This window comes from Nostoc sp., from assembly GCF_036916975.1.
Taxonomy (GTDB): domain Bacteria; phylum Cyanobacteriota; class Cyanobacteriia; order Cyanobacteriales; family Nostocaceae; genus Nostoc.
The window spans coordinates 1-25301 of the sequence record NZ_JBALFF010000075.1; the positions used below are offsets into that span (position 1 = coordinate 1).

Below are 25301 nucleotides of genomic sequence, written 5' to 3' on the forward strand. Positions count from 1 at the left end.
ACTTCGGTTCGGACTGGGTAGGAGCGCTTTGGCAGCGCCGTTAAGGGTGAAAATCTCTTAAGAATCCCTGTCTCTTCTAGAGCAGGGAGTGTCAACTAGGAGCTAGAATTGTTACGATAATTTCAGATTAGATGTTGAAACCTTGATCCAATCTGAAACCTTAGAACTATTAGAATGGCATCGCCTCTGCCAGCACCTTGCCACATTTGCGGCAACTAAGCTGGGGGCGACAGCTGCGCGTCATCTGAAAATACCCGATTCTCAGATCCAAAGCCAAGAGTTGTTAGAGCAAACCAAAGAAGTCTACCAACTGGAAACTCGCCTAACCACGGGACTGTCATTTGAGGGAATTCAAGATATTGGCGATTCCTTAGAACGGGCAGAACGCAGTGGAGTTTTGGCCGGAGATGAACTGTTAGCGATCGCCACCACCCTCGCTGGTGCCAGAAATTTGCGCCGTGTGATTGACAATCAAGAAGATTTGCCCATACTGACTCTTTTGGTTGCCGATTTGCGGACTTATCCAGAATTAGAGCAAGAAATTCACCGATGTATTGATGAACGAGGCCAGGTAACTGACCGCGCGAGTCAAAAACTGGGAGAAATTCGCACAGATTTGCGCCGATTACGCACTCAGATTACTCAAAAACTGCAAAATATCTTACAAGCAAAATCTGGAGCAGTTCAAGAACAGCTAATTACGCAACGGGGCGATCGCTTTGTCATCCCCGTAAAAGCACCCCAAAAAGATGCCATCCCTGGTATTGTCCACGATACCTCTACTAGCGGTGCTACCCTGTACGTGGAACCGAATTCAGTAGTACCGTTGGGCAACCAATTGCGGCAGATAATTAGAAAAGAGCAAACCGAAGAAGAAGCAGTTCGCCGTGTTTTAACACAACTTGTAGCCGCAGTCAAACCAGATTTAGAAAGGTTGTTAGCGATCGCTACCACTTTGGATCTGGCAACAGCTAGATCGCGGTATAGTTACTGGCTAGGAGCGAATCCGCCGCGATTTATCCAGCGTGAAGATAGAGAAATCATAACCTTACGAAATTTGCGACATCCTCTGTTAGTGTGGCAGCAACAGCACGAACAGGGGCAACCAGTAGTTCCTGTAAATTTGCTGATAAGTCCGCAAATTCGGGTAGTGACAATTACCGGGCCAAATACTGGCGGTAAAACTGTAACCTTAAAAACTCTAGGGTTAGCAGCATTAATGGCCAAAGTGGGTTTATTTGTCCCCGCCCGCGAACCAGTAGAAATACCTTGGTTTGATAAAGTGCTGGCAGATATTGGCGATGAACAATCCTTACAGCAAAGTTTATCCACATTTTCTGGACACATCCGCCGCATTAGTCGAATTTTAGAAGCATTGGAGACTGTAGAATCGGGAATCGGGAATGGGGAAGAACAGAATTTAGACCACTCCCCACTCCCCACTCCCCAATCACTCGTATTACTCGATGAAGTCGGCGCAGGAACCGATCCAGTTGAAGGTAGCGCCCTAGCGATCGCCTTGTTGCAATATCTCGCCAACCACGCCCAACTAACGATCGCCACTACTCACTTCGGGGAATTAAAAGCCCTGAAATACGAAGACGATCGGTTTGAAAATGCCTCTGTAGAATTTAACGAAAGTACTCTCTCGCCTACTTACCGTCTGCTGTGGGGCATACCTGGACGTTCTAACGCCTTAACTATTGCTCTACGCTTGGGATTAAAACCAGAAGTGGTACAACAGGCGAAAACGCAAGTGGGAGAGGCCACAGATGAAGTTAACCAGGTAATTGCAGGGTTAGAAGCGCAACGCCGCCGTCAGGAAACCAAAGCAGCCGAAGCCCAAAGTTTGTTGCAGCAAGCGGAACGTTTATACAAACAAGTATCCGCAAAAGCCGCAAGTTTGGAAGAAAGAGAAAGCAGTTTGCGGGCTTCACAAGAAATAGCAGTCCAACAAGCGATCGCTCAAGCAAAAGGTGAAATTGCCCAAGTGATCCGCCGTTTGCAAAAAGGTACGCCCACAGCCCAAGAGGCGCAGCAAGCAACTAATGCTTTGAATCAAATTGGCCAACTTTATCAGCCAGCAACGCCAGCAAAACCAAAAGCTGGATTTATGCCCAAAGTAGGCGATCGCGTCCGCATTCCAAAATTAGGACAGATCGCGGATGTGATCGCCGCCCCTGATGAAGATGGCGAGTTAAGCGTTCGATTTGGGCTAATGAAGATGACTGTGAAGTTGCAAGATGTAGAATCTTTAGATGGTCAAAAAGCCGAACCAGTCGTCAAACCCAAGCCAGCCCCCGCAGCAGTAACCCCGCCACCGCAAAATGTCCCAGAAATTCGGACTTCCCAAAACACCATCGATTTGCGTGGTAAACGGGTAGCTGATGCCGAATACATTTTAGATAAAGCCATCTCGGAAGCTACAGGCCCAGTCTGGATTATTCATGGGTACGGCACTGGTAAGCTACGGCAAGGTGTTCACGCCTTTTTGCAACAGCATTCCAGAGTGAACAACTACGAACCAGCAGAACAAGCAGACGGCGGCACCGGTGTTACCGTAGCTCACATCAAATAAACTGGCAATAAATATAACTAGTACAGCACAGCGTAAATCCAGCTACCACATAGCATATCTTATGCTATATAGTATTTAAGAATTAAATAATGTAATTATCAATACCTTCGCCAATTTACGAGCCTTGATATAGAACAAACATAAGATTTTATACCCTTGTTTTTGCCGGATGGCAAAAAACTGAGCCAATAAAATCCTGTATTGCCATTAATAAAGAGCAGGAAATTTGCTATGTTACTTGAACTCAATCAACTAATTGTTAAAGCTGGTCATCAGTTGTTGATTAAGGATGTCTCCTGGTCGGCATACAAACGCATTTTAGCAGAATTGGGAGACAATCGCAGTTCTAGAATAGGTTACAGTCAAAGGATGCTGGAAATAATGGCTCCATTACTAGAGCATGAAGTAGCTAAAGTTATTATTGGCGACTTGGTAAAAGTTTTATTAGAAGAACTCGATCTGGAATTTTGGAGTTTGGGTTCTACTACTTTTGATAAGGAAAGTATGGATGCTGGAGTAGAACCCGATGATTGTTTCTATATCCAAAATGAAGCTAGAATTAGGGGCAAAGATCGAATCAATTTAGAAACTGATCCGCCTCCAGATTTGGCTATTGAAATTGATATTACCTCCCGCACTCGTTTCAATAATTATCAAGATTTGAGAGTACCGGAACTGTGGCGATGGAATGGAATAAAACTGGAAATAAACGTGCTGTTCAATGGTAAATATCTAGAATCAAATACCAGTTCTATTTTCCCCACTTTTCCAATTCAGCAAGTAATTCCCGAATATTTAATGCTGAGTAAAACCAATGGCAGAAATGCAACAATAAAAGTCTTTCGTGCCTGGATAAGGCAGCAAATTAGTAGCCAGATTTAGTTCAAATTGTTAGAATTAGCTACTCCAAAAGGTTGTGGATAGTGGTATAAAAGTATTGTTAGCTTCGGGGAATTAAAAGCCCTAAAATACGAAGATGATCGGTTTGAAAATGCCTCTGTAGAATTTGACGAAAGTACTCTATCGCCTACTTACCGTCTGCTGTGGGGCATACCTGGACGTTCTAACGCCTTAACTATTGCTCTACGCTTGGGATTAAAACCAGAAGTGGTACAACAGGCGAAAACGCAAGTGGGAGAGGCCACAGATGAAGTTAACCAGGTAATTGCAGGGTTAGAAGCGCAACGCCGCCGTCAGGAAACTAAAGCAGCCGAAGCCCAAAGTTTGTTGCAGCAAGCTAAACGTTTATACAAACAAGTATCCGCAAAAGCCGCAACTTTGGAACACCATCCCAGAGTCAATAACTATGAACCAGCAGAACAAGCAGACGGTGGCAGTGGTGTTACCGTTGCTTATATAAAAAAATAAAGTGGGAATAAATCTGAAGGCTGCTACTACCGCAGGGTAGCTATTGTATCCACCCCTACCTTAGAATAACCTTGAGCATCCCCCCCAATCAACTCAGTTTATGGTCTTGAAAGGCGAGACGCAAGGAATAGGGGGAGTAATCCCACAGAATGAGATTTATAATTTTTTAACTTTTACAAAATATCTAATGTTTAGTAATTACAAAAAGAGCGATAATTAGTCTTACGATACTTTTTTGCTAAAGCTTGATATTCCTTTTTGCTTGACAAAAGGGGTAATAGCCTCTTTGTGAAATGGCGATGAGGGTTTAGGCGATAACGAATATATTTAAGAGAAAAGTATTGATTTTTAATGTGAATGTGATTTAAGCGAATTTATTGAGAGCAGTTATACCAAAGGAGGTTGAGATGAGTCGTCTTATTTATGAAAATTCAGTCTCATACAAAGGATATCTCATCATTCCATTTGTTTTTGGGAAGCTTGATAATTACGAGATTTATTCGTATAAATTGCTATCAGAGGTTGGACACACAAGCCAATTTCATAAAGCAGAAAATCCAGCAAAAATCTATGGAAGTAGCGTTAGTAATATCATTGATATTGCTAAAGAACATATTGCTCAAAATTCAACGTTTGTTAGTAAGAGAGATAGTTTTAAGTCTCGCTACATTTACCGAAACAATTTGATCATCATTTTTCAAGAAGGAGACAAATATTTTTATGACCATTATCCACCAGACTTATTGAATAATATTGCAGCTCCAAAATTATTCAAATCCGAATATGAATGTCTGAGTTGGATTAAACAAGGGCTTAATGGGCAACATCTGCGCCAAAGAGCTATTTGAACAAAGCAGGAGTTAGTCCTTAAAACAAACTTATTCTGGTTTTGAAGACTAACTTCTGTACCTTACTAAGTTAAAATATGCTATGGATTTTAACTTTGAAGAAGAACCAGCACGAACCGAAGTTATTTGCTCCACACGTTGGCAATTAAGTATTTATACTGCTGCGATCGCTATCTCAATCGAGTCTCAATTTAGTTGATCAGCCTTGGTTTTGCTCTATTTAACTGGGATATTATAGCTGAATTCGGACGGTGAAACTGATGTTCTTTCGCTACCGCACAGCGAATGTTACTCAACGAATTTAACGAGCTATGCAAGAGCTAGACTTTCCAGTTTTAAAAAAGTTGTTTAATAACTTGTTTAACAACTTCACAGATTAGGCTTAGGGTGATAGAAGTGGTGAATTATCAGCATCAATTGAGCATGATAAACAGGTATAAAATAATGCTCAAAATATCTATTAAATCACTGAAAATAGCTGATTTGAGCATTATATGAGCATTTTAGGGGAAGTAAAAGCTGAAAATGTTGATATTATAGTTAATTTTTTATTCCATGAATAATGATTAAGAGAAACGAGTATAGACAAACATGATAAAAATGCTAGCTGAAAACTTGATGGGAATTAAGACAATATTACAAATTAATTGGGTTTGGTTAAATGCCAGCTTGCAGTTTGTTAGTTGGGGACTTTTTTCACTTTTACTCGCTGAGGTGTTGAGAGACAGCTACCATGCTTTGTGTCACCAAGTCAATTGGCTTGCTAAATGGCACAACAAGCACCACATGGCTTATCGCCGCGATTTATCAATAGTTTCGGTAAAAGTTTACCAAGAATCCCAGCTGTATCACGACATTTTAGAATCGAGTCTACTGCTAGTAGTATTGGTAGTCATTGCCTTAATTGTCCAACAAATGGGGTTATGGCTGGGAGTAGCTTATGGTTGCACGTTCTTGTATGGCGCGTCTGTGCGATATTTCCAGGGAAAAATTGATACAGACTACAACCATCTACCCGGCCCTTTAGAGACAATTCCATCCATTTGGTGGGTGAATCGGTCTTACCATTGGCGGCATCATTTTGATGATGTCAACGCTTACTACAGTGGTGTCTTTCCTGTAGTGGATAAAATTCTTGGTACAGGATTGTCTCTCAAGGGTAAAACCATCGCTTTAACCGGAGCATCAGGAGCGTTGGGACAAGCATTAGCGGCTGAACTTGTCAAGAATAATGCTAAAGTTGTCGCATTAACCACTAATCCAGAAAAATTAGTAGAGCTTGGGGTGAAGGTGGTTCCTTGGCAATTAGGTAATGAAGCCGAACTCAGAGATAGTTTAGAGAAAGTAGATATTTTAATTATCAACCACGGAATCAATGTCTACGCCAGCCGCACCTCGGAGGATATCAACTCTTCTTATGAGGTGAATACCTTTTCAGCATTGCGGTTGATGGATATATTTTTGACAACTGTAACAGGGCCACAAGCAAAAGCAACCAAGGAAATCTGGGTAAACACTTCTGAGGCTGAGGTTTCTCCAGCACTGAGTCCGCTTTATGAACTCAGCAAAAGAGCGCTAGGAGATATTGTTACCCTCAAGCGTTTGGACGGGGATTGTGTAATTCGCAAGTTAATTCTTGGCCCATTTAAGAGTCAACTGAATCCTTATGGAGTGATGTCTGCACAACAAGTTGCTCGTGCTATCTTATTTTTCGCTCGGCGCGACTTCCGAAATATTATTGTGGCAATAAATCCTCTCACCTATCTGTTGTTTCCCTTAAAGGAAATTAGTACGTCGCTATACTATCGAGTCTTCAGCCGGACAGCGAAAAGTGAACATAACTTAAGCAAACAATAGCCGAAAAGAATGATTTTCAGGTAGGGGCAATTCATGAATTGCCCCTATCGCGTGTAGTTTTGCTCTAAGTGAGTACTGATTATTTAATATCGTAATATAAGATATATTGCCCTAATGCATTTTCTCCAAAAATTATGAATAACCAAACAAATGCTCCTCCTGCTGTTGATTATGCACCCCTAGAATTACAAGGAGAATTAATTGCTATGCAAGAATTAACGATTGAGGAATTATTAACTGTTGGTCAAAGTCAAGTTCCAGAAACTCAACAAGAACTACATTTACAACTTTTAGAAAAAAATCAAAATCATCAGTTAAGTGAATCAGATAGATTATTGTTGCGATCGCTCCGAGTAAGTGCTGATTATTTAATGTTAAAAAAAGCATACTCTTATGCACTTTTAAAATGGAAAGGCTATTCTATTCCAGACTTTCAGCAATTAGTAGATTAATCCCAGTGTCATCTATCCCCAAATCGGTTCGTCAACAAGTTATTAATGAGGCTGGATATAGATGTGAATACTGTCGCACATCTAGCCGTTTAATAGGTATGCCTTTAGTTATGGATCATATTTTGCCTAGTTCATTAGGGGGAAGTGATGAACGAGAAAATTTATCTGCTTGTTGTTATCGCTGCAATGAATTTAAAGGAGCAAAAACAACTGCTAATGATCCTGTAACTAATGAGTCTGTATCTTTGTTTAATCCTCGTCAACAAAGATGGTTATATCATTTTCAGTGGGCAAATGGTGGTACTCATATTATTGGGATAACTGCTTGTGGAAGAGCAACGGTTTTAGTTTTAAGATTAAACAATGAAGATATTGTACAAGCTAGAGCAATTTGGATTAGTTTAAATTGGCATCCTCCTAATGATTAATGCTGGGGATATTTTTGGTTTTTATTTCGCGCAAAGGAAGAATGAGCATCTGTATAGGATCTAATAATAGTATAATGACAGATTACTTATTTGTGCGAAACGCAAAAAAAGGATAAGCCAAAAGCCTATCTCCAAAAAATCAACTATACTTTCCACTGTCAGAATTTAACGTCTTTGTCATTCTGACCAACCTTCAAGTTCAGTCGGTATAGAATGCAAAAAAATTAAACAGATGCAAAACCCGTAAATTGCCGGACATAAGGTGATCTAAAACCTAAAACAATATCTGTTGTCGGCACACCTAATTCTACTAACTGATTAGCTATTCCTTCTTCTGTAAAATCGCGCTGAATCCAAATTTTATCATCCTTGATGCTAATATGAATTGGGCATCCATAGACTCTTTCTTCATCATTCCATCCCACATATACTAATAAATAGCGATCGCGTTTTGTATCAAAGACAATTTCGGTATTTTCTAAATCTTCCTGGGGTTGTTCATTTGCATATTTATAGATGATTCTTGTCACTAATTCCTGATAATCTAATTTTTCCATAATACTATCTCCTGTTTCTGAACATGAAAAACAAATAATTTGATTTCATACCGTTCTAATACACTTTGAATAAAAGAATCTATAAAAAACTCTTGGTAGATGTCTTTAGATATTGCTAAATATAATACTCGTTCAGAGTCCTTTTGTTCTAATGCTACCCTATAGTTCAAAAATTGACCTATAGCTGTATGAAACTCTGAGATTGCTGACACCCCAATAAAACTTTTTACCTCTACTGCTATTTTTTGCTCATCTTTTTCAGCCGAAATTAACTTTTTCGCTCCTAAGTCTATTTTAATTCTAATTTGTTCAGAGAGTTTAAAAAACAAGGGATCATGTGTAATTTTCCAGCCATCTTTTTCTAAGGCTACTTTCACAATATTATGAAAAATATCTTTTGCTGACATAATATGCAAAAAATTAAACAGATGCAAAACCAGTAAACTGTCTCACATGAGGTGATCTAAAACCTAAAACTATATCTGTTTTCGGCACACCTAATTCTACTAATTCATTAGCTACACCTTCCTCTGTAAAATCGCACTGAATCCAGATTTTTCCATTGATAATATCTATATGAATCACCGAACCATAAGTCCGTTTTTCACCTTCCCAACCTAGATGAATTACTAAATAGTGATTTTTTTGATTATCAAATATTAATTGTATTTCCGTTCCCTTGGCTAAATGACTTTCTGTATGTCTTGCTAATACTGTCTGTACTAATTCAGGATAATTCATTCCTTCCATAAAATAATCTCCTCTTTGCTACTTTCAAATATCAATAATTTTAATTTATGTTCAGCAATTATTTCTTGAATCACAGGTATCAGAAAAAAAGCTGTATATATTTCATAACTAATTGCTAAATATAAAATACGATCAGGTTCTTCTTTTCTTAAAATAGAACGGTAATTAAGTGTTTGTCCTAAAGCTGTATGAAATTCACTAATCGCTGATTTTCCCAAAAAAGATTTTATTTCAACTGCTATTTTGTGTCCTTATTTTTCTGCTGCCAAAAGCCTTTCTGCACCTAAATCAAGACGAAATTCTATAGTATCTACTAGAAATATTAAAGGATCATCAGTAATTAACCAACCATCTTTCTCTAAAGCTAACTTAACAGCATTATGAAAAAAATCTTTTGCTGACATACAAACTTACAATAACACCCTCCATCCTATTATATCCTCGCTCTGTGCCTGTGCATCTCTGTGAGATAAACACAAAAAAAGGGATAAGCAAAATGCCTATCCCCTAAAAAATCAACTAATCAATGTATCAAGTTCCCGAAGTCCAAGAATTGATGTACTCAATTTGATCTGCTGTCAAACTATCAATCGTGATCCCAATAGCTTCCAACTTCAACCGAGCAATTTCTTGATCGACTTCAAGAGGAATTGAGTGCAAACCAGGTTCCAACTTACCTTTATTCTTCACCAGGAATTCACAAGCCAAAGCTTGGTTTGCAAAACTCATATCCATTACTGCGCTAGGGTGTCCTTCAGCCGCAGCTAGGTTAATCAAGCGTCCTTGTCCGAGAACGACAACTGATTTACCATTTTTCAATTTATACTCTTCAGTGAAAGGACGAACTTCTTTGACTTCCTTAGCTTGTGCAGCCAAGTATTTCAAATCAAGTTCCAAGTCAAAGTGACCGGAGTTACAAACGATCGCACCATCTTTCATGACATCGAAGTGTTCACCACGAACGACGTGCTTATTACCAGTCACAGTGATAAAGATATCACCTTCAGGTGCAGCTTTAGCCATTGGCAGGACGCGGAAACCATCCATTACGGCTTCAATTGCCTTGATGGGGTCGATTTCGGTAACAATGACGTTAGCACCCATTCCACGGGCGCGGAGGGCTGTACCTTTACCACACCAGCCATAACCGACGACGACAATGTTTTTACCAGCCAACAAAATATTTGTGGCGCGGATAATGCCATCTAAGGTTGATTGCCCAGTACCATAGCGATTATCAAAGAAGTGCTTGGTATCAGCGTCGTTGACGTTGACTGCGGGGAAGGTGAGAACGCCTTCTCTAAACATGGCGCGTAACCGCACAATACCAGTGGTGGTTTCTTCGGTGCTACCAATCAAATCAGCGATTTGGTGTTGGCGTTCTTGTATCAAAGTTGCAACCACATCGCTACCGTCATCAACAATAATGTTGGGGCGATGATCTAAAGCTATTTGAACGTGGCGGTTATAAGTTTCGTTATCTTCGCCTTTTTGAGCAAAGACGGGAATTTCATGATCGAGGACGAGGCTAGCGGCTACGTCATCTTGCGTTGATAAGGGATTGCTAGCAATTAAAAGCGCATCTGCACCACCGGCTTTCAGAGCGATCGCCAAATGTGCTGTTTCTGTTGTAATGTGGGCGCAAGCTACAAGGCGTAAACCAGCGAATGGTTTTTCGATAGCAAAGCGATCGCGGATTTGCCGCAAAACTGGCATTTCGCGTCCAGCCCATTCAATACGCTGTCTACCCAAGGCAGCTAGGCCGAGGTCTTTAACCTCGTGCTTTAATCGGGGAGAAGTTGCGGTCATCAAAAGTTACCTCAAAATATTAAAAAAGCTACGTAAATTTTACGCACTCTACTAGGTTATTCTACGACTGGCGATTTTTGCTTGTAAAAAAAGCAAACTACTAGTCAATAGTCCCCAAAACTAGCTTGACGTTTGATCGGCATAATGTCAACTTTATCCCCAGGTTCTTCCTTTTTGTTTTATCTTTGGCTAAGAGTCAGACACTTCTAGGCTTTTATGCGTAATCATAAGTACATTGTCACCTCTCTAAAGATAGAAGACACTCAAAAAAAACATCAAAATTTCATCATCTCAAGAGAAAACCTCAACTTTAGATAGGTACATCTACCCAAAGTAATTACGCAGGATAGTTGAAGTAATGATTAATAGATTTTACTCAAGGAGGTGTTTGAGTGCGCTTTCAATTTTTGGCGTTGGCTTTGCCCGCCGTAGGCATCGCTAGTTCAATGGCCATAGCTGTTGTATCTGTGCCAAAAGCCACAGCCCAGATTCCTTTGTTAACGCAGCTACTGCAATCTCCCAGCAGTGTGAGTAATGATGCAAATAATAGACTTGTTACAGGCTGGATTTATTTAGATGGTCGTCGGTTATTTCAGATAGCGGCATCAAAAAGCAATTTTCCTGAGCGTTCAGAAGATATCCAAAAGAAGTTGCAGAAAATTGCCCAAAATTACTTTCACTCACCAGCAAAAACACCAGTCAGGGTAGATATTCGCCAAGTAAACGAATTACCAGTAATTTATGTCAACGACCAATATTTAATGACCGTCACTTCCGAGGATGCTGGATTGCGAGAGGTAGATATATCGACATCGGCAAATCAAGTCAAAGAATCGTTACAAGAAGACTTGCAACAAGCAAAGCAAGAAAGACAAACTCCATTTTTAATCGACCAAGGCAAAATTGCTGCGGGCATTGGACTGACAATGATTGTGATCAGTTGGGGGGTATATAGCTGGCAAAGGCGTTCCAAAAACGATGCAATATACCCCTTTGCCTCCCAACCCCGCAGTGACTCCCTAAACTCCCCAACACCAGCAGCCCAACCAATTACAACACAACTGAATCAACAGCAACATCGACATATCCAAGAAGCCAAGAGACGATTGTTTCAGCTAACTCAAACCGGAATTTGGGGAGGTGGAAGTTTCATTATCTTGGGTCTATTTCCCTACACACGACCATTTCAGGTGGGGATTCTCACAGCAGCCCAATTTCCTTTGCGATTAGGTGTTGTGTTTCTGGGAACTTACGTAGCAATCCGTCTCATCTACGCCCTAATTGACCGCTTTACCACTACTCTGATTAGTAGTGGTGCTTTATTGACTCCAGAAAGTTCTGAACGGCTGCAACTGCGTGTTTCTACATTTTCTGGCGTGACTAAAAGCATTGCTACTTTCATGTGCGTAGGAGTAGGCTTTTTGCTCGCGCTAGTGTCATTGGGGATAGATATTGTTCCCTTGTTAGCGGGTGCGAGTTTAGTTGGTGTTGCAGTGTCTCTGGCTTCGCAAAACTTAATTAAAGATGCGATTAACGGTTTCTTAATTATTTTAGAAGACCAGTACGCTTTAGGGGATGTGATTACTGTCGGAAACGTGGGAGGCTTAGTAGAAAATCTAAATCTGCGGATGACCCAAGTCCGCGATTCCGAAGGGCGTTTGATTACGATTCCCAATGGTGAAATTAAAGTTGTTGCCAATCTTTCTAGCCGTTGGTCACGAGCCGATTTAACGATCCCTATCGCCTACCAAGCTGATATTGAAAAGGCTTTGAAGTTGATTGAAAGTATTGGCTTGGAGATGGATAAAGATCCGCAATGGGAGCGTCAAATTCTGGAAACACCACAAGTTTTGGGAATAGATCAATTTGGCGATCGCGGTTTGATTATTCGCGTCTGGATTAAAACACAGCCCCTCAAACAATGGGATGTAGCACGAGAGTTTCGCCGCCGTCTGAAAGTTGTCCTAGATGAAGCTGGAATTTCTATCTCTGTGCCTCAGCAAGCGATTTGGGTTAATGACGAGCAATCGTTAAATTTTCCGAGTAATGGCAATGGCAAAGCTCATTAGTTAGAAATTTGGATTCATTACCGCCTTTTTCAATTGATTAGACCAAACCCTGAGTTATCCTAGCTGGGGACTGGGGACAAGGAGAATAACATGCCAAATAACCAATGCCCAATGCCCAATTTTGTGCGATCGCCTACACTAAGCCTTAATAATCCTTATATTAATAAAAAGCTACTACCTCACTAACGAGTCTTGAACTTTTCCGTAATTTATGTTTGTCAATACCTTCATCAGACGTCCAGTACTGACGACGGTCTGCACGTTCATTATTTTGCTGTTGGGGAGTATTTGTATTCCGATCCTTCCCATTTCTCAGCTACCGGATCTCGCGCCGGTGCAAATCACGGTTAGCTCCAACAATACTGGTGCGGATGCTCAAACAACAGAAAGTACTGTCACCAACATCATTGAGCGACAAATTAATGGTGTTAAAGATGTATCCTATATATCTTCTAATACGGGTAATGATGGTTCCAGCAATATAACTGTCTCCTTCCCAACTGATGTCAATAGCGATATTGCTCAAGTAAACGTTCAAAATAAAGAAGGACTTGCTTCACCTCAATTGCCAGATACTATTCAGCGAACAGGTGTCACCGTTGAAACAGCATCAAGCAGTCTGCTTCTGGTTTATGGGTTTTACTCAGATAATAATGAGTATGACAACATTTTTATCAGTAACTATGTCGATCTGTATATTCTCGATCAGGTTAAACGGCTTCCGGGTGTAGGAAAAGCTACGATTTTTGGGGAGCGCAAATATGCGATGCGTCTTTGGCTTGATCCCAATAAGCTTGCCCAACATCAACTAACTCCTCAAGATGTGACAACTGCCCTGCAAGAACAAAATATACAGGTAGGTGCAGGGGCAATTGGTAAGGAACCAGCACCAGCTAATCAAAGCTTTGAATTTGCTTTACGGGCAACCAGTCGATTTAAAGATGCGGCTGAATTTGAGGATATGGTGCTGAAGGTAAGTCAAGGTGGCACTAGTAATAGCACCACTAATAATACCACCAATAGCACCAATAGCACCCTAGTAAAGGTCAGAGATATCGGTCGAGTTGAACTGGGAGCCGAGAGCTATCTGGCTGATGCTAAATTCACCATTCCAGGGAATGCTCCCAAGCCAGCCGTCGGTTTAGGGATATATCAACTTCCCGGTAGTAATGCCCTGGATGTTGCCCATGCTGTTGAAGACCAGATCAAAATACTAGAGAAGAATTTTCCACCTGGACTAAAAGGACAGGTGGCATTTGATACCACTCCATTTGTAGAAATTTCTTTAGAAGAAGTTCTCCAGACTCTGGTTGAAGCGATTATCCTGGTGGTCTTGGTAATTTTTGTCTTTTTGCAAGACTGGCGTACCACGATCATTCCCACTGTGGCAATCCCCGTTTCCCTGGTTGGGACGTGTGCGGCTCTGTTGGTATTAGGATTTCAGATTAATACACTAACTTTATTTGGTTTTGTGCTGGCGATCGGTCTTGTTGTCGATGATGCCATTATTGTGGTAGAGGCAGTTGCAGTCAAACTGGAGCAGGGGTTGAGGCCCTTGGAGGCTGCGATGGAAGCCATGAAAGAGTTAACTGGGGCAGTCATTGCTACTTCACTTGTACTCATGGCGGTATTCATTCCAGTTACATTCATTCCCGGCACAACTGGGATTGTCTACAAGCAATTTGGGTTAACCGTTGCTTGCTCTATTGCCATTTCGACCTTCAATGCTTTAACTTTCTCTCCGAGTATGGCAGCCATCCTCATGCGCCCGGCTCAGACTCCACGGGGGCCTTTGGGGTGGTTTTTTGGGCTGTTTAATCGCGGATTTAGCTGGTTTACGCGCCGCTATGTCGGGTTTGTTAGTTACCTTACCCATATTAAGCCGATTGTAATTGGGGTTTTCATTGCTGGTTTAGTAGCAACGGTTTTCATGTACAAAGCAGTGCCTACTGGATTTATTCCAGAGGAAGATCAGGGTTACTTCTTTGTAGTTGTGCAAGGGCCTGATGGGGTTTCTTTGAAATACACCGAATCTGTGATGGATCGGGTTGTCAAAGAAGTAACATCGATTCCTGAAGTTAGAGCTAGTTTTATGATCAGTGGCTTTGGTTTCGATGGCAATGCTTCTAATTTAGGCATTGCCTTTGCTAACCTGAAACCCTGGAAAGAGAGACCTGATGAATCTCAGTCTGTCTATGGAATCCTTCAGAGGATGAACAAAAAGCTCTCTACAATTACAGATGCTAGAGCGATCGCTGTGAATGCTCCTCCAGTTAGAGGATTAAGTAGTACAGGTGGTTTTGAGTTTATCATTCAAGATAAAACCGGGAGTGCGCCGATTCAAACCCTGCTTGATACTGCTCAAAAATTCATTGGGGCGGCCAATAAAAACCCTGCTCTGCAACGAGTCTTCACTCAGTTCACCGCAGATACTCCTCAGTTTGACATCCAAGTGAACCGCAATCAAGCCAAAGCTCTCGGCGTTGAACTCAACGACATCTTTGGGGCATTGCAAACTTACTTGGGGTCGCAATATGTGAATGACTTTGTGCAGGGACAGCGACAGTATCGAGTATATGTCCAAGCAGATGGAATTTTCCGCTCTAATCCAGATGATATTGGCAAGCTGTATGTTCGCTCTGCAAGTGGGGCGATGATTCCGTTGAGCAATCTGGTGAAAGTTACTCCCTTTGTAGGGCCGAAAACCATCTCCCATTACAACTTATACAGGTCAATCAAAGTTCAGGGTTCTCCGGCTCCTGGCGCTAGTTCTGGACAGGCGATTCAAGCGATGGAAAAACTAGCAGCAGAGGTCTTACCTCAGGGGTTTGGTTATGAGTGGACTGGGACTTATCTCCAGGAAAAGACATCTGGGGGATCTACCGGCTTGATTTTTGCCTTCGCCTTCGTTATTGTCTTTCTGGTGCTAGCGGCTCAGTATGAAAGCTACATTGACCCGATCATTATTTTGCTGACAGTTCCCCTCGCAGTATTGGGAGCAATGACGGCGATTTGGCTACGTTCTAATATTTTCATGGCAGGTAGCCTCTTCCCCAAAGTGGTGGATGATATTTATTGCCAGGTAGGTCTAGTGACTTTGATTGGTCTAGCCGCAAAGAACGCGATTTTAGTCGTAGAATTTGCCAATCAGCAGCATGAGCAAGGCATGAGCTACACACGGGCGGCGGTGAAAGCGGGGCAAGAACGTCTGCGACCGATCTTAATGACTTCCTTTGCAGCGCTGTTAGGATTTTTGCCCTTGGTGATTTCTCAAGGGGCTGGAGCCAGTAGCCGTTGGTCTTTAGGAACAGCGCTCTTTGGCGGGCTGATGCTTTCAACGTTCTTGAGTTTGTTCTTAGTGCCAATTTTGTATATTTTGGTTAAGAGCTTGGCTGAGGCTATATTTTATCAGAAGCGATCGGGTGGCTCAAAACCTCCAGATTCTCCAAATGGAGCTTCGGGATCTGAACATATTTTGCCTGCTGGCTCAAGTCACCCAGAGACACAGTTCAGGTCTCAGCAAGATGGGATAACCTAATTTTTGTCCCTACCTAAATCTCTCTAGCAAAGTGCCTAGTAATGAAAGGTTTGTAGTAAGGACTTTAGGGACTGACAATAAATAAATTACTCAAATAAACGAACCACAGAGGCACAGAGAACACAGAGGAATAAGGAGGAGAGAGTTTTTTCGCCAGTTTTTTGGTATTTTTTTATTTGTCAGTCCCTTAGTGCTTAGAAAATAAAGACTAAAGTCCTTACCCAACAGGTTCGTTAGTCGCTCATGGGGAAACCCCCGGGCTAACTCACTACGAACTTGCTTACTCAGCAGACTTAATATTGACACCAATTGACCTATGTACACCCAGACAGACAGCTTATATTCATAACATCCTCTAACTCTGATACGATTTTCTGTAATTTCCTGCTTGCTAAAAAAATTAGTCGAATAGAAATTAAGTACTTAGATAAGGAAAAATGAAATGGGACTTAGCGAAGGACTTTTGAACCCGACCAAAAAGGCTATGGTCATAGATGACTGTTGCAACATGATTGAAGGACAGCTTGCATCCAAGTCAGGCATGAGTGGCATCGCTTTAAAAACTGCGTTCGCCGCTCTGAAAGGGGTTAAGCCAGGGTATATCCCCTACGTGGTTGAGCAGATTTTACCGCAGTGCTTCACAGCACTTGATCCCATCTGGAGTGAAGGCGTACAGAAAGGCGATCCGGTTGAATACCTGAATGCAAATCGTTCTCAGACGGCAGACGCGCTACTGGGTGTCACCGATGCTAGAGTCAAGAACGCCAAGCGCCAAATCGTCCGAGGAACCTATGAAAAACTTCGCGGTTCAGCCAAAAAGCACGTAGAAGAAGCAGTGCCAGACTTCGCCAAGGTAATCGATAATTACACTAAGTCCTGAGCCAGAAGGGAAGAATCACAATAAACCTATGCCACCGTTCGATGCGTCGGTGGCTGGCATACGGTAAAAAGATTATACTTGTAGCGCCAAGGTGTTATATCTGCTAAATTTCCTGATATTTACCGAGTCAGCTTGAAACAGCAAGTAATCATGAATTGCTGAGTTTCCCGCATCGCGTGTATTCCTATGAAAAAAGTTACCTTTTATCGATACCGCACTTATGGACTAATTGGGTTAATATCCTTAACCGCCGTATTAAGTACAACTACATCTGCCTTAACACAGTTAGCAGCCGATTCTCCAATTAGGCAAACTCCTATCCCTGCTTCTAACTTAATCTGGCCGACTCAAGGGTTTATTTCTCAAGGCTTCCGCAAATATCAACATGAAGGAATTGATATAGCAGGGGTATCTGGTACTCCTATTGTTGCTGCTGCATCTGGTACAGTCATCAAAGCAGGTTGGGATAATTGGGGATTAGGCAATGCTATAACTATTAAACATGTTGACGGCAGTATCACTGTTTATGGTCACAATCGCCGTTTGTTGGTGAACAAAGGTCAACAGGTTATTCAAGGTCAAATTATTGCTGAGATGGGATCTACAGGCAATAGTACAGCGCCTCATCTGCACTTTGAAGTTCATCCAAATGGTCTAATAGCAGTTGACCCCCTTCGGGTGTTAACATCTTTAACTGCAAGTGTTAATTCTGCTGCTATTCAGCAAATGGATAACCTGAACCACCCAGTCTCAACACCCCCACTAGCAAAGCAAGTTTCACCTTCACAGTCAATTCCAATAGGTTTTGCACCTGTTAGCACTGATACTAAATGCAATGGAGTTACCATTATTCAGGGTGAGACTGCAAGTATTCGTGTAAAAGTCTGTGAAGAAAATGGTCAGTTATTTTATATTGGGCAGTTGAAACAAGACCCTACCAAGCCTATAAAAATTGCAGCTTTAAATATTGGCAAAGGCAGATATCGAGCAGATAATGGTAGTTTTTATTATTTAGTCAGCCCTGAAAAAGTGGAAGTTTGGCGAAATGGCACTCAGATGCGTTCTGACAAGTTTTATAATTTAACAAAATCGCCATAAAGTTATCATCAAATATTTGACTATAGTGCAACCGATCGCTTGAGTTGATCGATTTGCTAACTCAGCCTATTTGAAGCTCTTTCAATCCCTATAGCGCTTCTCGTTTGGATGCAATACACTTTGACCTCTCTCCAAACCTCTCTCCTAAAAGGAGAAAGGCTTTGAATTTTACTCCCCAACGCTAGAAGGGAAGGGGCTGGGGGTTAGGTCTGTATTCTATGCAATTGAGAACCGCTATAATAGGGATTTTAGTTGATTGCAATGCCAAGAAAACGAACAGGAGCAGGAAGCCTTTAGTTTCAATCCCTAATAGGGATTTTAGTTGATTGCAATTTTAGTGGAATCCAGAAGTACCTCTGTAGCGGTCTTCTGTTTCAATCCCTAATAGGGATTTTAGTTGATTGCAATCTACACCATACACGGCAATTCAGGCATTTTTGTAGTCACTTCTTTACCAACACCTACCCATTCGCGCACTGATCCAAAAAAATTAGTCTGATTGAAAAGCAGTTTATTATCCATGAGCTTAGTACAGACTTTCTTTGATTTCTAGCGAAAACAATTGCCATCTATTAAACCTCTGCGTTTTACTTTTAACCCTTAATTCGTGATAAAACTTAAAATTTTTCCTTAGCAGCTAACATCTGTAAAATCTTTTCTACATGATCCAACTCTCCAACGATTCGCCGAATTGGGTGCGGCCAAACTTTGACAAGGGTAGGAGTTGCAGAAACCTGATTGAGTTCTGCTTGTTCTGGATGAGTTAAAACATCAATCACTTTTAGAGTATAAGGATGTCCCAGCGATCGCTCCAATAATTCGTGTAAATTTTGCAGAATGCGTTCGGTAGTACTGCTATGTCCAGCAACAAACAATCGCAGAACATAGCCTTGTGTGATCGCTTCCTTTTTTGGTACAATTACTGGCTGGTGGTATTTTGGCACAGGTTCAGAAAGGTCTAGACGGACAATTAAATCGTGATCCTCCCAAAGCTGCGGGAATGAAGAACGATAAGTTGTTAACACCATGCGATCGCACAACCCCTCTTGCCAAGGTGCTGCTTGCCATACTAACTCCCCTGTGCCAAAAATGGCATTAAGTAAAGCTTGATGTCTAATGACAGCCGGATAAGCTTCAGCAAAAGTACGCACTTTTTGAGTCCGTGGATCTAACCAATGGTCAATAGTCGCAGTATAACAAGGCACTAAAAAGTGGGGTGGCTCTGGTAAATCTAGGATTTCTTGCAAAGCCGAACACAAATGCAAATGCCATCGACCTTGCTTGCTAGGGTCGATGCAGTAAATCAAATCTCCTCCAGGTGTAAATAGGGCAATGCCTTTAAACAACTGGGGTGTAGATAGTTTGTTTGTCGTCAAATTATTCACAGAGGTTAAGAAGCTAAAAGTAAAAAACTCTCTCTTTTACCTTTTACCTTAGCTATAACCGCAACCAGGATGACAAAGATATTTGGGAGTGGAGAGTAAGAATTTTAGATTTTAGATTTTGGATTTTGGATTAAATTTCAATCAGGACTTACGCAAACAATAGCCGAAACGCTTATTTTAACGTAGGGGCAATTCATGAATTGCCCCAGAGCGCGTTTACTTTTGCGTAAGTCGTATCAATCTAAAATCGTCAATCCAAAATCTAAAATTGAATTGCCCAATGCCCAATCTTAAACTCGACCTCTGAGAAACTGTGCCATTTCGTTTGGAGTTGGCGACATTTCTAAAGCAGTTTCTTCAGTGATGCGACCGTCTTGATAGAGATTGAGCAACGACTGATTCATCGTAATCATGCCGTCAAAGCCAGCTTGTTTCATCAACTCGCCAATTTCATCATACTTACCGTCTTTGATCCATTCTTTAATAGCCTCAGTTTTAATCAGCACATCGTGGAAAGCAGCCCGCTTCCCGTCAGTTGTGCGACACAAACCTTGGGCAATTACAGCCACTAAAGACTCAGATATTGCCACCCGCATTGCATCCTGTTCGTCACCAGAGTAGAGATTGAGAATCCGCTCAATGGTTTTGACGGCGCTATTGGTGTGCAGGGTTCCCATAACTAAGTGACCAGTCTGAGCGGCTTTTAGGGCGGTGTTAACTGTTTCCTTATCCCGCATTTCCCCCACCAGAATCAAATCTGGATCTTCCCGCAAAGCTGCTTTCAAAGCGTTGTCAAATTTCCGGGTATGCATTCCTACTTCCCGTTGTTTGACTAAAGACTTGCGGCTTTGATGGATAAATTCTATCGGGTCTTCAATGGTGATGATATGCTTGGCCATCTCCTTATTGATGTAGTCAACCATCGCCGCCATTGTGGTGGACTTACCAGAACCAGTCGGCCCAGTCACTAAAATTAAACCTTTGTGATGATGGCAAATATCCCGAAAAATTGGGGGTAATCTCAACTGTTCCATAGTTAAGATTTTTAGCGGAATCAACCGCAACACCATCGCAGGCCCTCTAAGGGTACCAAAAATATTAATCCGCACGCGAGCAAAGTCATATTGAGTTGCTCCGTCAAATTCTAAGTGTTCTTCAAAGCGCTGAATTTCCGCCTCACTCATCACCTCCCGCAACCAACTCATAAAAGCTTCTTTATCTGTTTCTGGATAATCCCATGATTGAATTTCTCCTCGGCTGCGGAAGCGGGGTACTTCACCTACACCTAAGTGCAAGTCAGAATATCCCTCATCGTAAGCTTCCCTGATTAACTTCTCTAAAGTGGGCCCGGTACTGCTGTTTTTAGAGAGAACTGAAGTAGGTATTGGCGGTGGACTAACCGGACGATGACCTGCAACAGGCGGGTTGTTACTCCTATCTGACATATCCAATGTTTGTGTCATCTGCCTCTGGGTACTAGAGGTTGGCGGTGGTGGCGGCGGCATTGGTGGCAGGTTACGGGGAGCAGCATTAGAATTTGATGGAGACTGTGATTGTGTCATATATCTTCACATTTGGCAGTTAAAAAGTTGAATTAACGAGAAGTCAAGTCACTTACTTTGATGACTTTTGGAGAGTGCTTGCACGCCAGCTTTAGTGGTGATGGGAGGTGATTGAAACTCTAGAAGCATGTTCAATCCATTTCATCGACCTCAATTTGTATCTTTTTTTCGTGAAATTCCACTAGTCAGATTATTTAGATAAATTATTTAACTTATCTACACTGGTTTAACACACGCAAGGACTCAAACTCCTTCAGGAAAAATACAGAGATTATTCAGTAATTTATAATACTTATAGCTAAACATAAATATTCTGAGCTTTTTAGATGAGAAATTTATCCCCCGCATGGACACGAATTGCCAGCAATTAACAGCACAAACACCAGCAGATCATTTATTCAGCCCATCTAAGAATTATGAGAACCAATACTAGTTTTTATAACAAATGTTAAGTTGAATAAGAGTAATATGGTGGGGATCAAAGTTAAAAGCTCATACCTTTTAGCTTATATACCTGAAGATGGATGCAGAAAATAAGTTTTTTTAATAGATATAGACTTGACTTTATATTCACAATTAGAAAAAATTAACTGTAAAGTTTAGTAAATAAATGCTCATTTTCCCCATTAGTTTTTATATACTGAATTTCACGTAGAGAAACAAAATCAGTTTACTCGCCAAAAGCGAGATATGACTGAAAATTAAAATTCGTTGTGTATTTTTGGGAGGAAAAGTCATGGTTTCTGCTCAAAGCTCTAATCTAGGAAAGACCTACTCCTTGTTGATGATTAAAAGCTTTTTAATATGGACTTTTACATTAGCAGTATGTTTGTTGGTTGTGGGTTTTCCACTAGTTGTCTTGATGGCTACGGTCGGATGTTTGTTGTCGATCATCTTACAATCTGTGATGCCTGTTAGTGCTGTTTTGCTTGTAGCAGGCGCTTTAATCATGTTTAATGTCATGGCAGTTGTATTAGCTGCGGGTGTACTAACTCTTAAAGGAGTTCATCCCACTGAAATTAAATGGTTAAGCTGGCTGCATGGAGAGGCAGACCAAATGCAGACTACTGTTTACGCTGCTTGCCCTTTAACTTGTGAGATTAAATAATCGTTACAGGTGAATTCGACAAACAGTGCGTCTGCCCGGTTAAGCCGGGTTTTTTCATGCTGTTTGTGATTTTACTTATGATATCAAAATGTAGTAATTACAGAGAAATTCGATAAACAGTGCATCTACCCGATTAAGGAATGTGAATTAAATAACATCCAAATATGGTTTTTAACTAGTTCCGTGGGTTTAAGTCCCCCGGTTCTAAAATCGGTAAGTAATGCGATTGGGGACTGCGAATGCAAAGTTGCTCCTGTAGTGCGCTCCGCGCATCCTGCGGCGGGGGAAACCCCAAGACCGCACTTTGCGCTAAATCGCACGTTGTAATGCGAGTCGGAAACCGTCCCCACAACAGCACTCTTCATTACAAAACAAAATTGACGTACAGCCCAAAGGCCCATGAAAACCGCGCAGCGTGCCGGAGGCTCTATTACGAATTACGAATTACGAATTACGAATTACGAATTATTTTAACCTCACCCCGGCTTTGACTTTCGTCAAAGTCTCCCCTCTCCAAACTCACGGAGAGGGGTTGGGGGTGAGGTTTTGTACTTTATTAAATCCGCGTTCCTAAGTTGGGTTTTTTCATGCTTATTGTGTGATTTGTGCTTTTATCTTTTATATTTATGGTTTGTGTGATGATTGCTCGCTGACTATTGACCATAGACCATTGACTATATCCATTGGCAAATCACAGATGACTAATGACTAATCAAAAACGTGTTTGCATTATTTTGGGTACTCGTCCAGAAGCGATTAAATTAGCTCCTGTGATTCAGATTTTCCAAAAGTCTTCAAGTTTTGAGTCGCAAGTAATTCTAACTGGACAGCATCGAGAGATGGTTGAGCAAGTTATGCATCTGTTCAACATTAAGGCAGATTATAACTTGGAAATTATGCAGGTTCAGCAATCTCTAAATGATATTACCTGCCGTACTTTACAAGGGTTAGAAGCGTTATTTAAGGAGAATAAACCAGATTTGGTGGTGGTGCAGGGAGACACTACCACGGCTTTCGCCGCAGCTTTGGCAGCTTTTTATCAAAAAATCCCTATCGGTCATGTAGAAGCCGGTTTAAGAACTGATGATATCTTAAATCCTTACCCAGAAGAAGCTAATCGGCGGTTGATTTCTCAAATTACTCAGTTGCACTTTGCGCCGACTGCTTGGGCTGTGGAAAATTTGCACCGTTCTGGTGTTTTGGGTGAAATTCACATGACGGGTAACACGGTAATTGATGCACTGTTGAATGTAGCTGCAACCCAAGTAGTTTGTAATGTACCCGGCTTAGACTGGGATTCATACCGGGTTCTGTTAGCAACAGTTCATCGTCGGGAGAATTGGGGAGAACCTCTGTTAGCGATCGCTCAAGGCTTTTTACAGATATTAGACAAGTTTCCTGATACAGCAATCCTCTTACCATTACACCGCAATCCGACGGTGCGAGTTCCGTTACAAGAACTTTTAGGGAATCATCCCCGAATTTTCTTGACAGATCCTCTAGATTATGGGGAATTGGTGGGTGCAATTGGGCGATCGCATCTTTTGCTGACTGATTCTGGTGGCTTGCAAGAAGAAGCCCCCAGCTTGGGAAAACCAGTATTAGTTTTAAGAGATACCACCGAAAGACCAGAAGCTGTTGCAGCCGGTACAGCCAAACTTGTAGGGACTACGAGTGAGAACATTTTTGCAAATGCTGCTGAGTTACTTAGCGATCCAGATGCTTATGAAGCAATGGCAAATGCAATTAATCCCTTTGGGGATGGTCATGCAGCAGAGCGGATTTTGCAGATTGTACAAAATTACCTGGGTCTTTCATCAGAAACATCAACTTAGGAACTTAGATTAAACAAAATGCAAAATTTCTGTTTTTCAGAGTGCATAAAATCGGCTTTTCTGCCAGTTTTTTTTAATCTAAGACTTCCTTAGCTTAGATTTCTCTGCATCCCACAAGAAAATAGTACAGGACTTACGCAAACAATTCAACTAGGGGCAATTCATGAATTGCTCCTACGATAAATCTATATGTATCAAGATTTTCGTGAATTGCTATAAGTCCTATATTAGAATCTAGAAACGATATTTTCAAAAGGTGACTTTTGGTTAAATACCCAGAGAGGCTCGTGTTTCTGGCCCCACCGTACCATCTACAAGTAAACCTTTACTTGCCTGAAAGCTTCGGACTTGGTTAACAGTTTCTTGACCGTAAATTCCATCAACTTTGAGACTACCTAAAGCTGTCTGAACGTCTCTGACAAGCTGACCTCTAGAACCAGGGGTAAGAATCACCGAACCGCCAACACCACCAGGTCTAGTTACAGAAGGATTGTTAGGTCTATCACCAACCCATCGCGCGAAAACATATCTACCCGTAGAAAGTCTAGCAAAACCGTTTTCATACCTTTCAATGGCTGGAAGTGTTGCCCCATTTGGTACACAATCTACATAAGAGTAGTTAGAGCTTGGACCTGTACGGATACGTAAACAACTGCCGTTAGTCTTGACAAATGCAGCCGAACTTATTTTAATTTGGGCAGCAGCAATAAGTAATACACCAACACCAGCTAAAGCTAACCAAGCTGAAGATTTAAGCAGTTTTTTCCAATTAAATTTAGCTTTGGTGATTCCAGATGCCTCTTCTTTAGTAATAATTATGTCAGAAGATTTAAGAGGTTTTTTGGGATCTAATTGAGATTTAGACGAATTATATTTGGTGTTTCCAGATGCCTCTTCTTGAGCAATAAACATCTGAGAATAAGCAAGATATTCCATAATACACCCCAATATATGAAAAAAATGAGTAAATATAGAGAACTATTTCAGTTTTCTCTGTATTTACTCTTAGTATATTTTATATCCCTATGTTTTCAAAAGGTTTTTGCTGCGATCGCAATTAAGAAAGAATAAAATTAAAGATTCCTAAGAAAATGCGATGTCTACCACGGGCTACGCCAAGGCGCTGATTTATGATGAAAATCACCAGGCGTTGGCATAATCCGTCGTAGACATCGCATT

19 protein-coding genes and 2 pseudogenes are annotated in these 25301 nt (G+C 41.3%); 13 read left to right on the forward strand and 8 right to left on the reverse strand.

The window, feature by feature from the left end:
- Nucleotides 1-142: 142 nt before the first annotated feature.
- The 7 genes and pseudogenes from V7K73_RS18170 (at nucleotide 143) to V7K73_RS18200 (ending at nucleotide 7531) form a co-directional block, all read left to right on the forward strand.
- Complete coding sequence (locus tag V7K73_RS18170; protein ID WP_334881968.1) at nucleotides 143-2578, forward strand: endonuclease MutS2; 2436 nt, start codon at nucleotides 143-145, stop codon at nucleotides 2576-2578.
- A 231-nt stretch (nucleotides 2579-2809) separates the two neighbouring features.
- Nucleotides 2810-3460, forward strand: coding sequence for a Uma2 family endonuclease (locus V7K73_RS18175; protein WP_334881969.1), 651 nt, complete (start codon nucleotides 2810-2812; stop codon nucleotides 3458-3460).
- A gap of 63 nt (nucleotides 3461-3523) precedes the next feature.
- Nucleotides 3524-3862: pseudogene (locus tag V7K73_RS18180) on the forward strand (endonuclease MutS2); the annotation flags it as partial.
- 491 nt (nucleotides 3863-4353) lie between these two features.
- Nucleotides 4354-4794, forward strand: a complete 441-nt coding sequence (locus V7K73_RS18185; protein WP_334881970.1) for a hypothetical protein — start codon at nucleotides 4354-4356, stop codon at nucleotides 4792-4794.
- 591 nt (nucleotides 4795-5385) lie between these two features.
- On the forward strand, nucleotides 5386-6651 hold the full coding sequence (locus V7K73_RS18190) for a bifunctional sterol desaturase/short chain dehydrogenase (protein ID WP_334881971.1): 1266 nt from the start codon (nucleotides 5386-5388) through the stop codon (nucleotides 6649-6651).
- A gap of 134 nt (nucleotides 6652-6785) precedes the next feature.
- Complete coding sequence (locus V7K73_RS18195) at nucleotides 6786-7103, forward strand: hypothetical protein (protein WP_334881972.1); 318 nt, start codon at nucleotides 6786-6788, stop codon at nucleotides 7101-7103.
- 5 nt (nucleotides 7104-7108) lie between these two features.
- A complete protein-coding gene (locus V7K73_RS18200) occupies nucleotides 7109-7531 on the forward strand; it encodes an HNH endonuclease (protein ID WP_334881973.1) in 423 nt (140 codons plus the stop codon).
- 224 nt (nucleotides 7532-7755) lie between these two features.
- On the opposite strand, the gene V7K73_RS18205 is transcribed toward V7K73_RS18200, so the two are convergent.
- The 5 genes and pseudogenes from V7K73_RS18205 to ahcY form a co-directional block, all read right to left on the reverse strand.
- Nucleotides 7756-8088, reverse strand: a complete 333-nt coding sequence (locus V7K73_RS18205) for a XisI protein (RefSeq protein WP_334881974.1) — start codon at nucleotides 8086-8088, stop codon at nucleotides 7756-7758.
- Nucleotides 8076-8495: a XisH family protein gene (locus V7K73_RS18210; protein WP_334881975.1), complete on the reverse strand. Its 420-nt coding sequence runs from the start codon at nucleotides 8493-8495 to the stop codon at nucleotides 8076-8078. Before V7K73_RS18210 ends, V7K73_RS18205 begins: the two co-directional genes overlap by 13 nt.
- Nucleotides 8496-8508: 13 nt before the next feature.
- Nucleotides 8509-8838, reverse strand: coding sequence for a XisI protein (locus tag V7K73_RS18215; protein WP_094353376.1), 330 nt, complete (start codon nucleotides 8836-8838; stop codon nucleotides 8509-8511).
- Nucleotides 8826-9242 (reverse strand): annotated as a pseudogene (locus V7K73_RS18220) (XisH family protein). Before V7K73_RS18220 ends, V7K73_RS18215 begins: the two are co-directional and overlap by 13 nt.
- Nucleotides 9243-9369: 127 nt before the next feature.
- A complete protein-coding gene (gene ahcY, locus V7K73_RS18225) occupies nucleotides 9370-10647 on the reverse strand; it encodes an adenosylhomocysteinase (RefSeq protein ID WP_196526494.1) in 1278 nt (425 codons plus the stop codon).
- 392 nt (nucleotides 10648-11039) lie between these two features.
- Between ahcY and V7K73_RS18230 the strand changes: the two genes are divergently transcribed.
- The 4 genes from V7K73_RS18230 (at nucleotide 11040) to V7K73_RS18245 (ending at nucleotide 18232) form a co-directional block, all read left to right on the forward strand.
- Nucleotides 11040-12716 (forward strand): mechanosensitive ion channel family protein, encoded by a 1677-nt coding sequence (locus V7K73_RS18230; protein WP_442936778.1) that lies wholly within the window; start codon nucleotides 11040-11042, stop codon nucleotides 12714-12716.
- 211 nt (nucleotides 12717-12927) lie between these two features.
- On the forward strand, nucleotides 12928-16254 hold the full coding sequence (locus V7K73_RS18235) for an efflux RND transporter permease subunit (protein ID WP_334881976.1): 3327 nt from the start codon (nucleotides 12928-12930) through the stop codon (nucleotides 16252-16254).
- 442 nt (nucleotides 16255-16696) lie between these two features.
- Nucleotides 16697-17134: a DUF6918 family protein gene (locus V7K73_RS18240; RefSeq protein WP_334881977.1), complete on the forward strand. Its 438-nt coding sequence runs from the start codon at nucleotides 16697-16699 to the stop codon at nucleotides 17132-17134.
- 186 nt (nucleotides 17135-17320) lie between these two features.
- Entirely contained in the window at nucleotides 17321-18232 is a 912-nt protein-coding gene (locus V7K73_RS18245) for a M23 family metallopeptidase (protein ID WP_334881978.1), read from the forward strand.
- 617 nt (nucleotides 18233-18849) lie between these two features.
- On the opposite strand, the gene V7K73_RS18250 is transcribed toward V7K73_RS18245, so the two are convergent.
- Together V7K73_RS18250 and V7K73_RS18255 are read right to left on the reverse strand one after the other, a co-directional pair.
- Nucleotides 18850-19617 carry a circadian clock KaiB family protein gene (locus tag V7K73_RS18250; RefSeq protein ID WP_334881979.1) on the reverse strand — a complete coding sequence of 256 codons (768 nt, stop codon included), beginning with the start codon at nucleotides 19615-19617 and terminating at the stop codon, nucleotides 18850-18852.
- A gap of 290 nt (nucleotides 19618-19907) precedes the next feature.
- On the reverse strand, nucleotides 19908-21179 hold the full coding sequence (locus tag V7K73_RS18255) for a type IV pilus twitching motility protein PilT (RefSeq protein WP_334881980.1): 1272 nt from the start codon (nucleotides 21177-21179) through the stop codon (nucleotides 19908-19910).
- Nucleotides 21180-21915: 736 nt separating this feature from the next.
- Here V7K73_RS18255 and V7K73_RS18260 point away from each other — a divergent pair.
- Nucleotides 21916-22287, forward strand: coding sequence for a hypothetical protein (locus tag V7K73_RS18260; RefSeq protein ID WP_334881981.1), 372 nt, complete (start codon nucleotides 21916-21918; stop codon nucleotides 22285-22287).
- Between the two features lie 704 nt (nucleotides 22288-22991).
- A complete protein-coding gene (gene wecB, locus V7K73_RS18265) occupies nucleotides 22992-24122 on the forward strand; it encodes a non-hydrolyzing UDP-N-acetylglucosamine 2-epimerase (RefSeq protein ID WP_334881982.1) in 1131 nt (376 codons plus the stop codon).
- A 267-nt stretch (nucleotides 24123-24389) separates the two neighbouring features.
- Here wecB and V7K73_RS18270 read toward each other — a convergent pair whose 3' ends face one another.
- Complete coding sequence (locus V7K73_RS18270; protein WP_334881983.1) at nucleotides 24390-25058, reverse strand: peptidoglycan-binding protein; 669 nt, start codon at nucleotides 25056-25058, stop codon at nucleotides 24390-24392.
- Nucleotides 25059-25301 lie beyond the last annotated feature (243 nt).

Bases quoted from the DNA above. Each gene is read 5' to 3' on its own strand.
- V7K73_RS18175 (WP_334881969.1), top strand. From the start codon at position 2,810: ATGTTACTTGAACTCAATCAACTAATTGTTAAAGCTGGTCATCAGTTG.
- V7K73_RS18185 (WP_334881970.1), top strand. From the start codon at position 4,354: ATGAGTCGTCTTATTTATGAAAATTCAGTCTCATACAAAGGATATCTC.
- V7K73_RS18190 (WP_334881971.1), top strand. From the start codon at position 5,386: ATGATAAAAATGCTAGCTGAAAACTTGATGGGAATTAAGACAATATTA.
- V7K73_RS18195 (WP_334881972.1), top strand. From the start codon at position 6,786: ATGAATAACCAAACAAATGCTCCTCCTGCTGTTGATTATGCACCCCTA.
- V7K73_RS18205 (WP_334881974.1), bottom strand. From the start codon at position 8,088: ATGGAAAAATTAGATTATCAGGAATTAGTGACAAGAATCATCTATAAA.
- V7K73_RS18210 (WP_334881975.1), bottom strand. From the start codon at position 8,495: ATGTCAGCAAAAGATATTTTTCATAATATTGTGAAAGTAGCCTTAGAA.
- V7K73_RS18215 (WP_094353376.1), bottom strand. From the start codon at position 8,838: ATGGAAGGAATGAATTATCCTGAATTAGTACAGACAGTATTAGCAAGA.
- ahcY (WP_196526494.1), bottom strand. From the start codon at position 10,647: ATGACCGCAACTTCTCCCCGATTAAAGCACGAGGTTAAAGACCTCGGC.
- V7K73_RS18235 (WP_334881976.1), top strand. From the start codon at position 12,928: ATGTTTGTCAATACCTTCATCAGACGTCCAGTACTGACGACGGTCTGC.
- V7K73_RS18240 (WP_334881977.1), top strand. From the start codon at position 16,697: ATGGGACTTAGCGAAGGACTTTTGAACCCGACCAAAAAGGCTATGGTC.
- V7K73_RS18245 (WP_334881978.1), top strand. From the start codon at position 17,321: ATGAAAAAAGTTACCTTTTATCGATACCGCACTTATGGACTAATTGGG.
- V7K73_RS18255 (WP_334881980.1), bottom strand. From the start codon at position 21,179: ATGACACAATCACAGTCTCCATCAAATTCTAATGCTGCTCCCCGTAAC.
- V7K73_RS18260 (WP_334881981.1), top strand. From the start codon at position 21,916: ATGGTTTCTGCTCAAAGCTCTAATCTAGGAAAGACCTACTCCTTGTTG.
- wecB (WP_334881982.1), top strand. From the start codon at position 22,992: ATGACTAATCAAAAACGTGTTTGCATTATTTTGGGTACTCGTCCAGAA.
- V7K73_RS18270 (WP_334881983.1), bottom strand. From the start codon at position 25,058: ATGGAATATCTTGCTTATTCTCAGATGTTTATTGCTCAAGAAGAGGCA.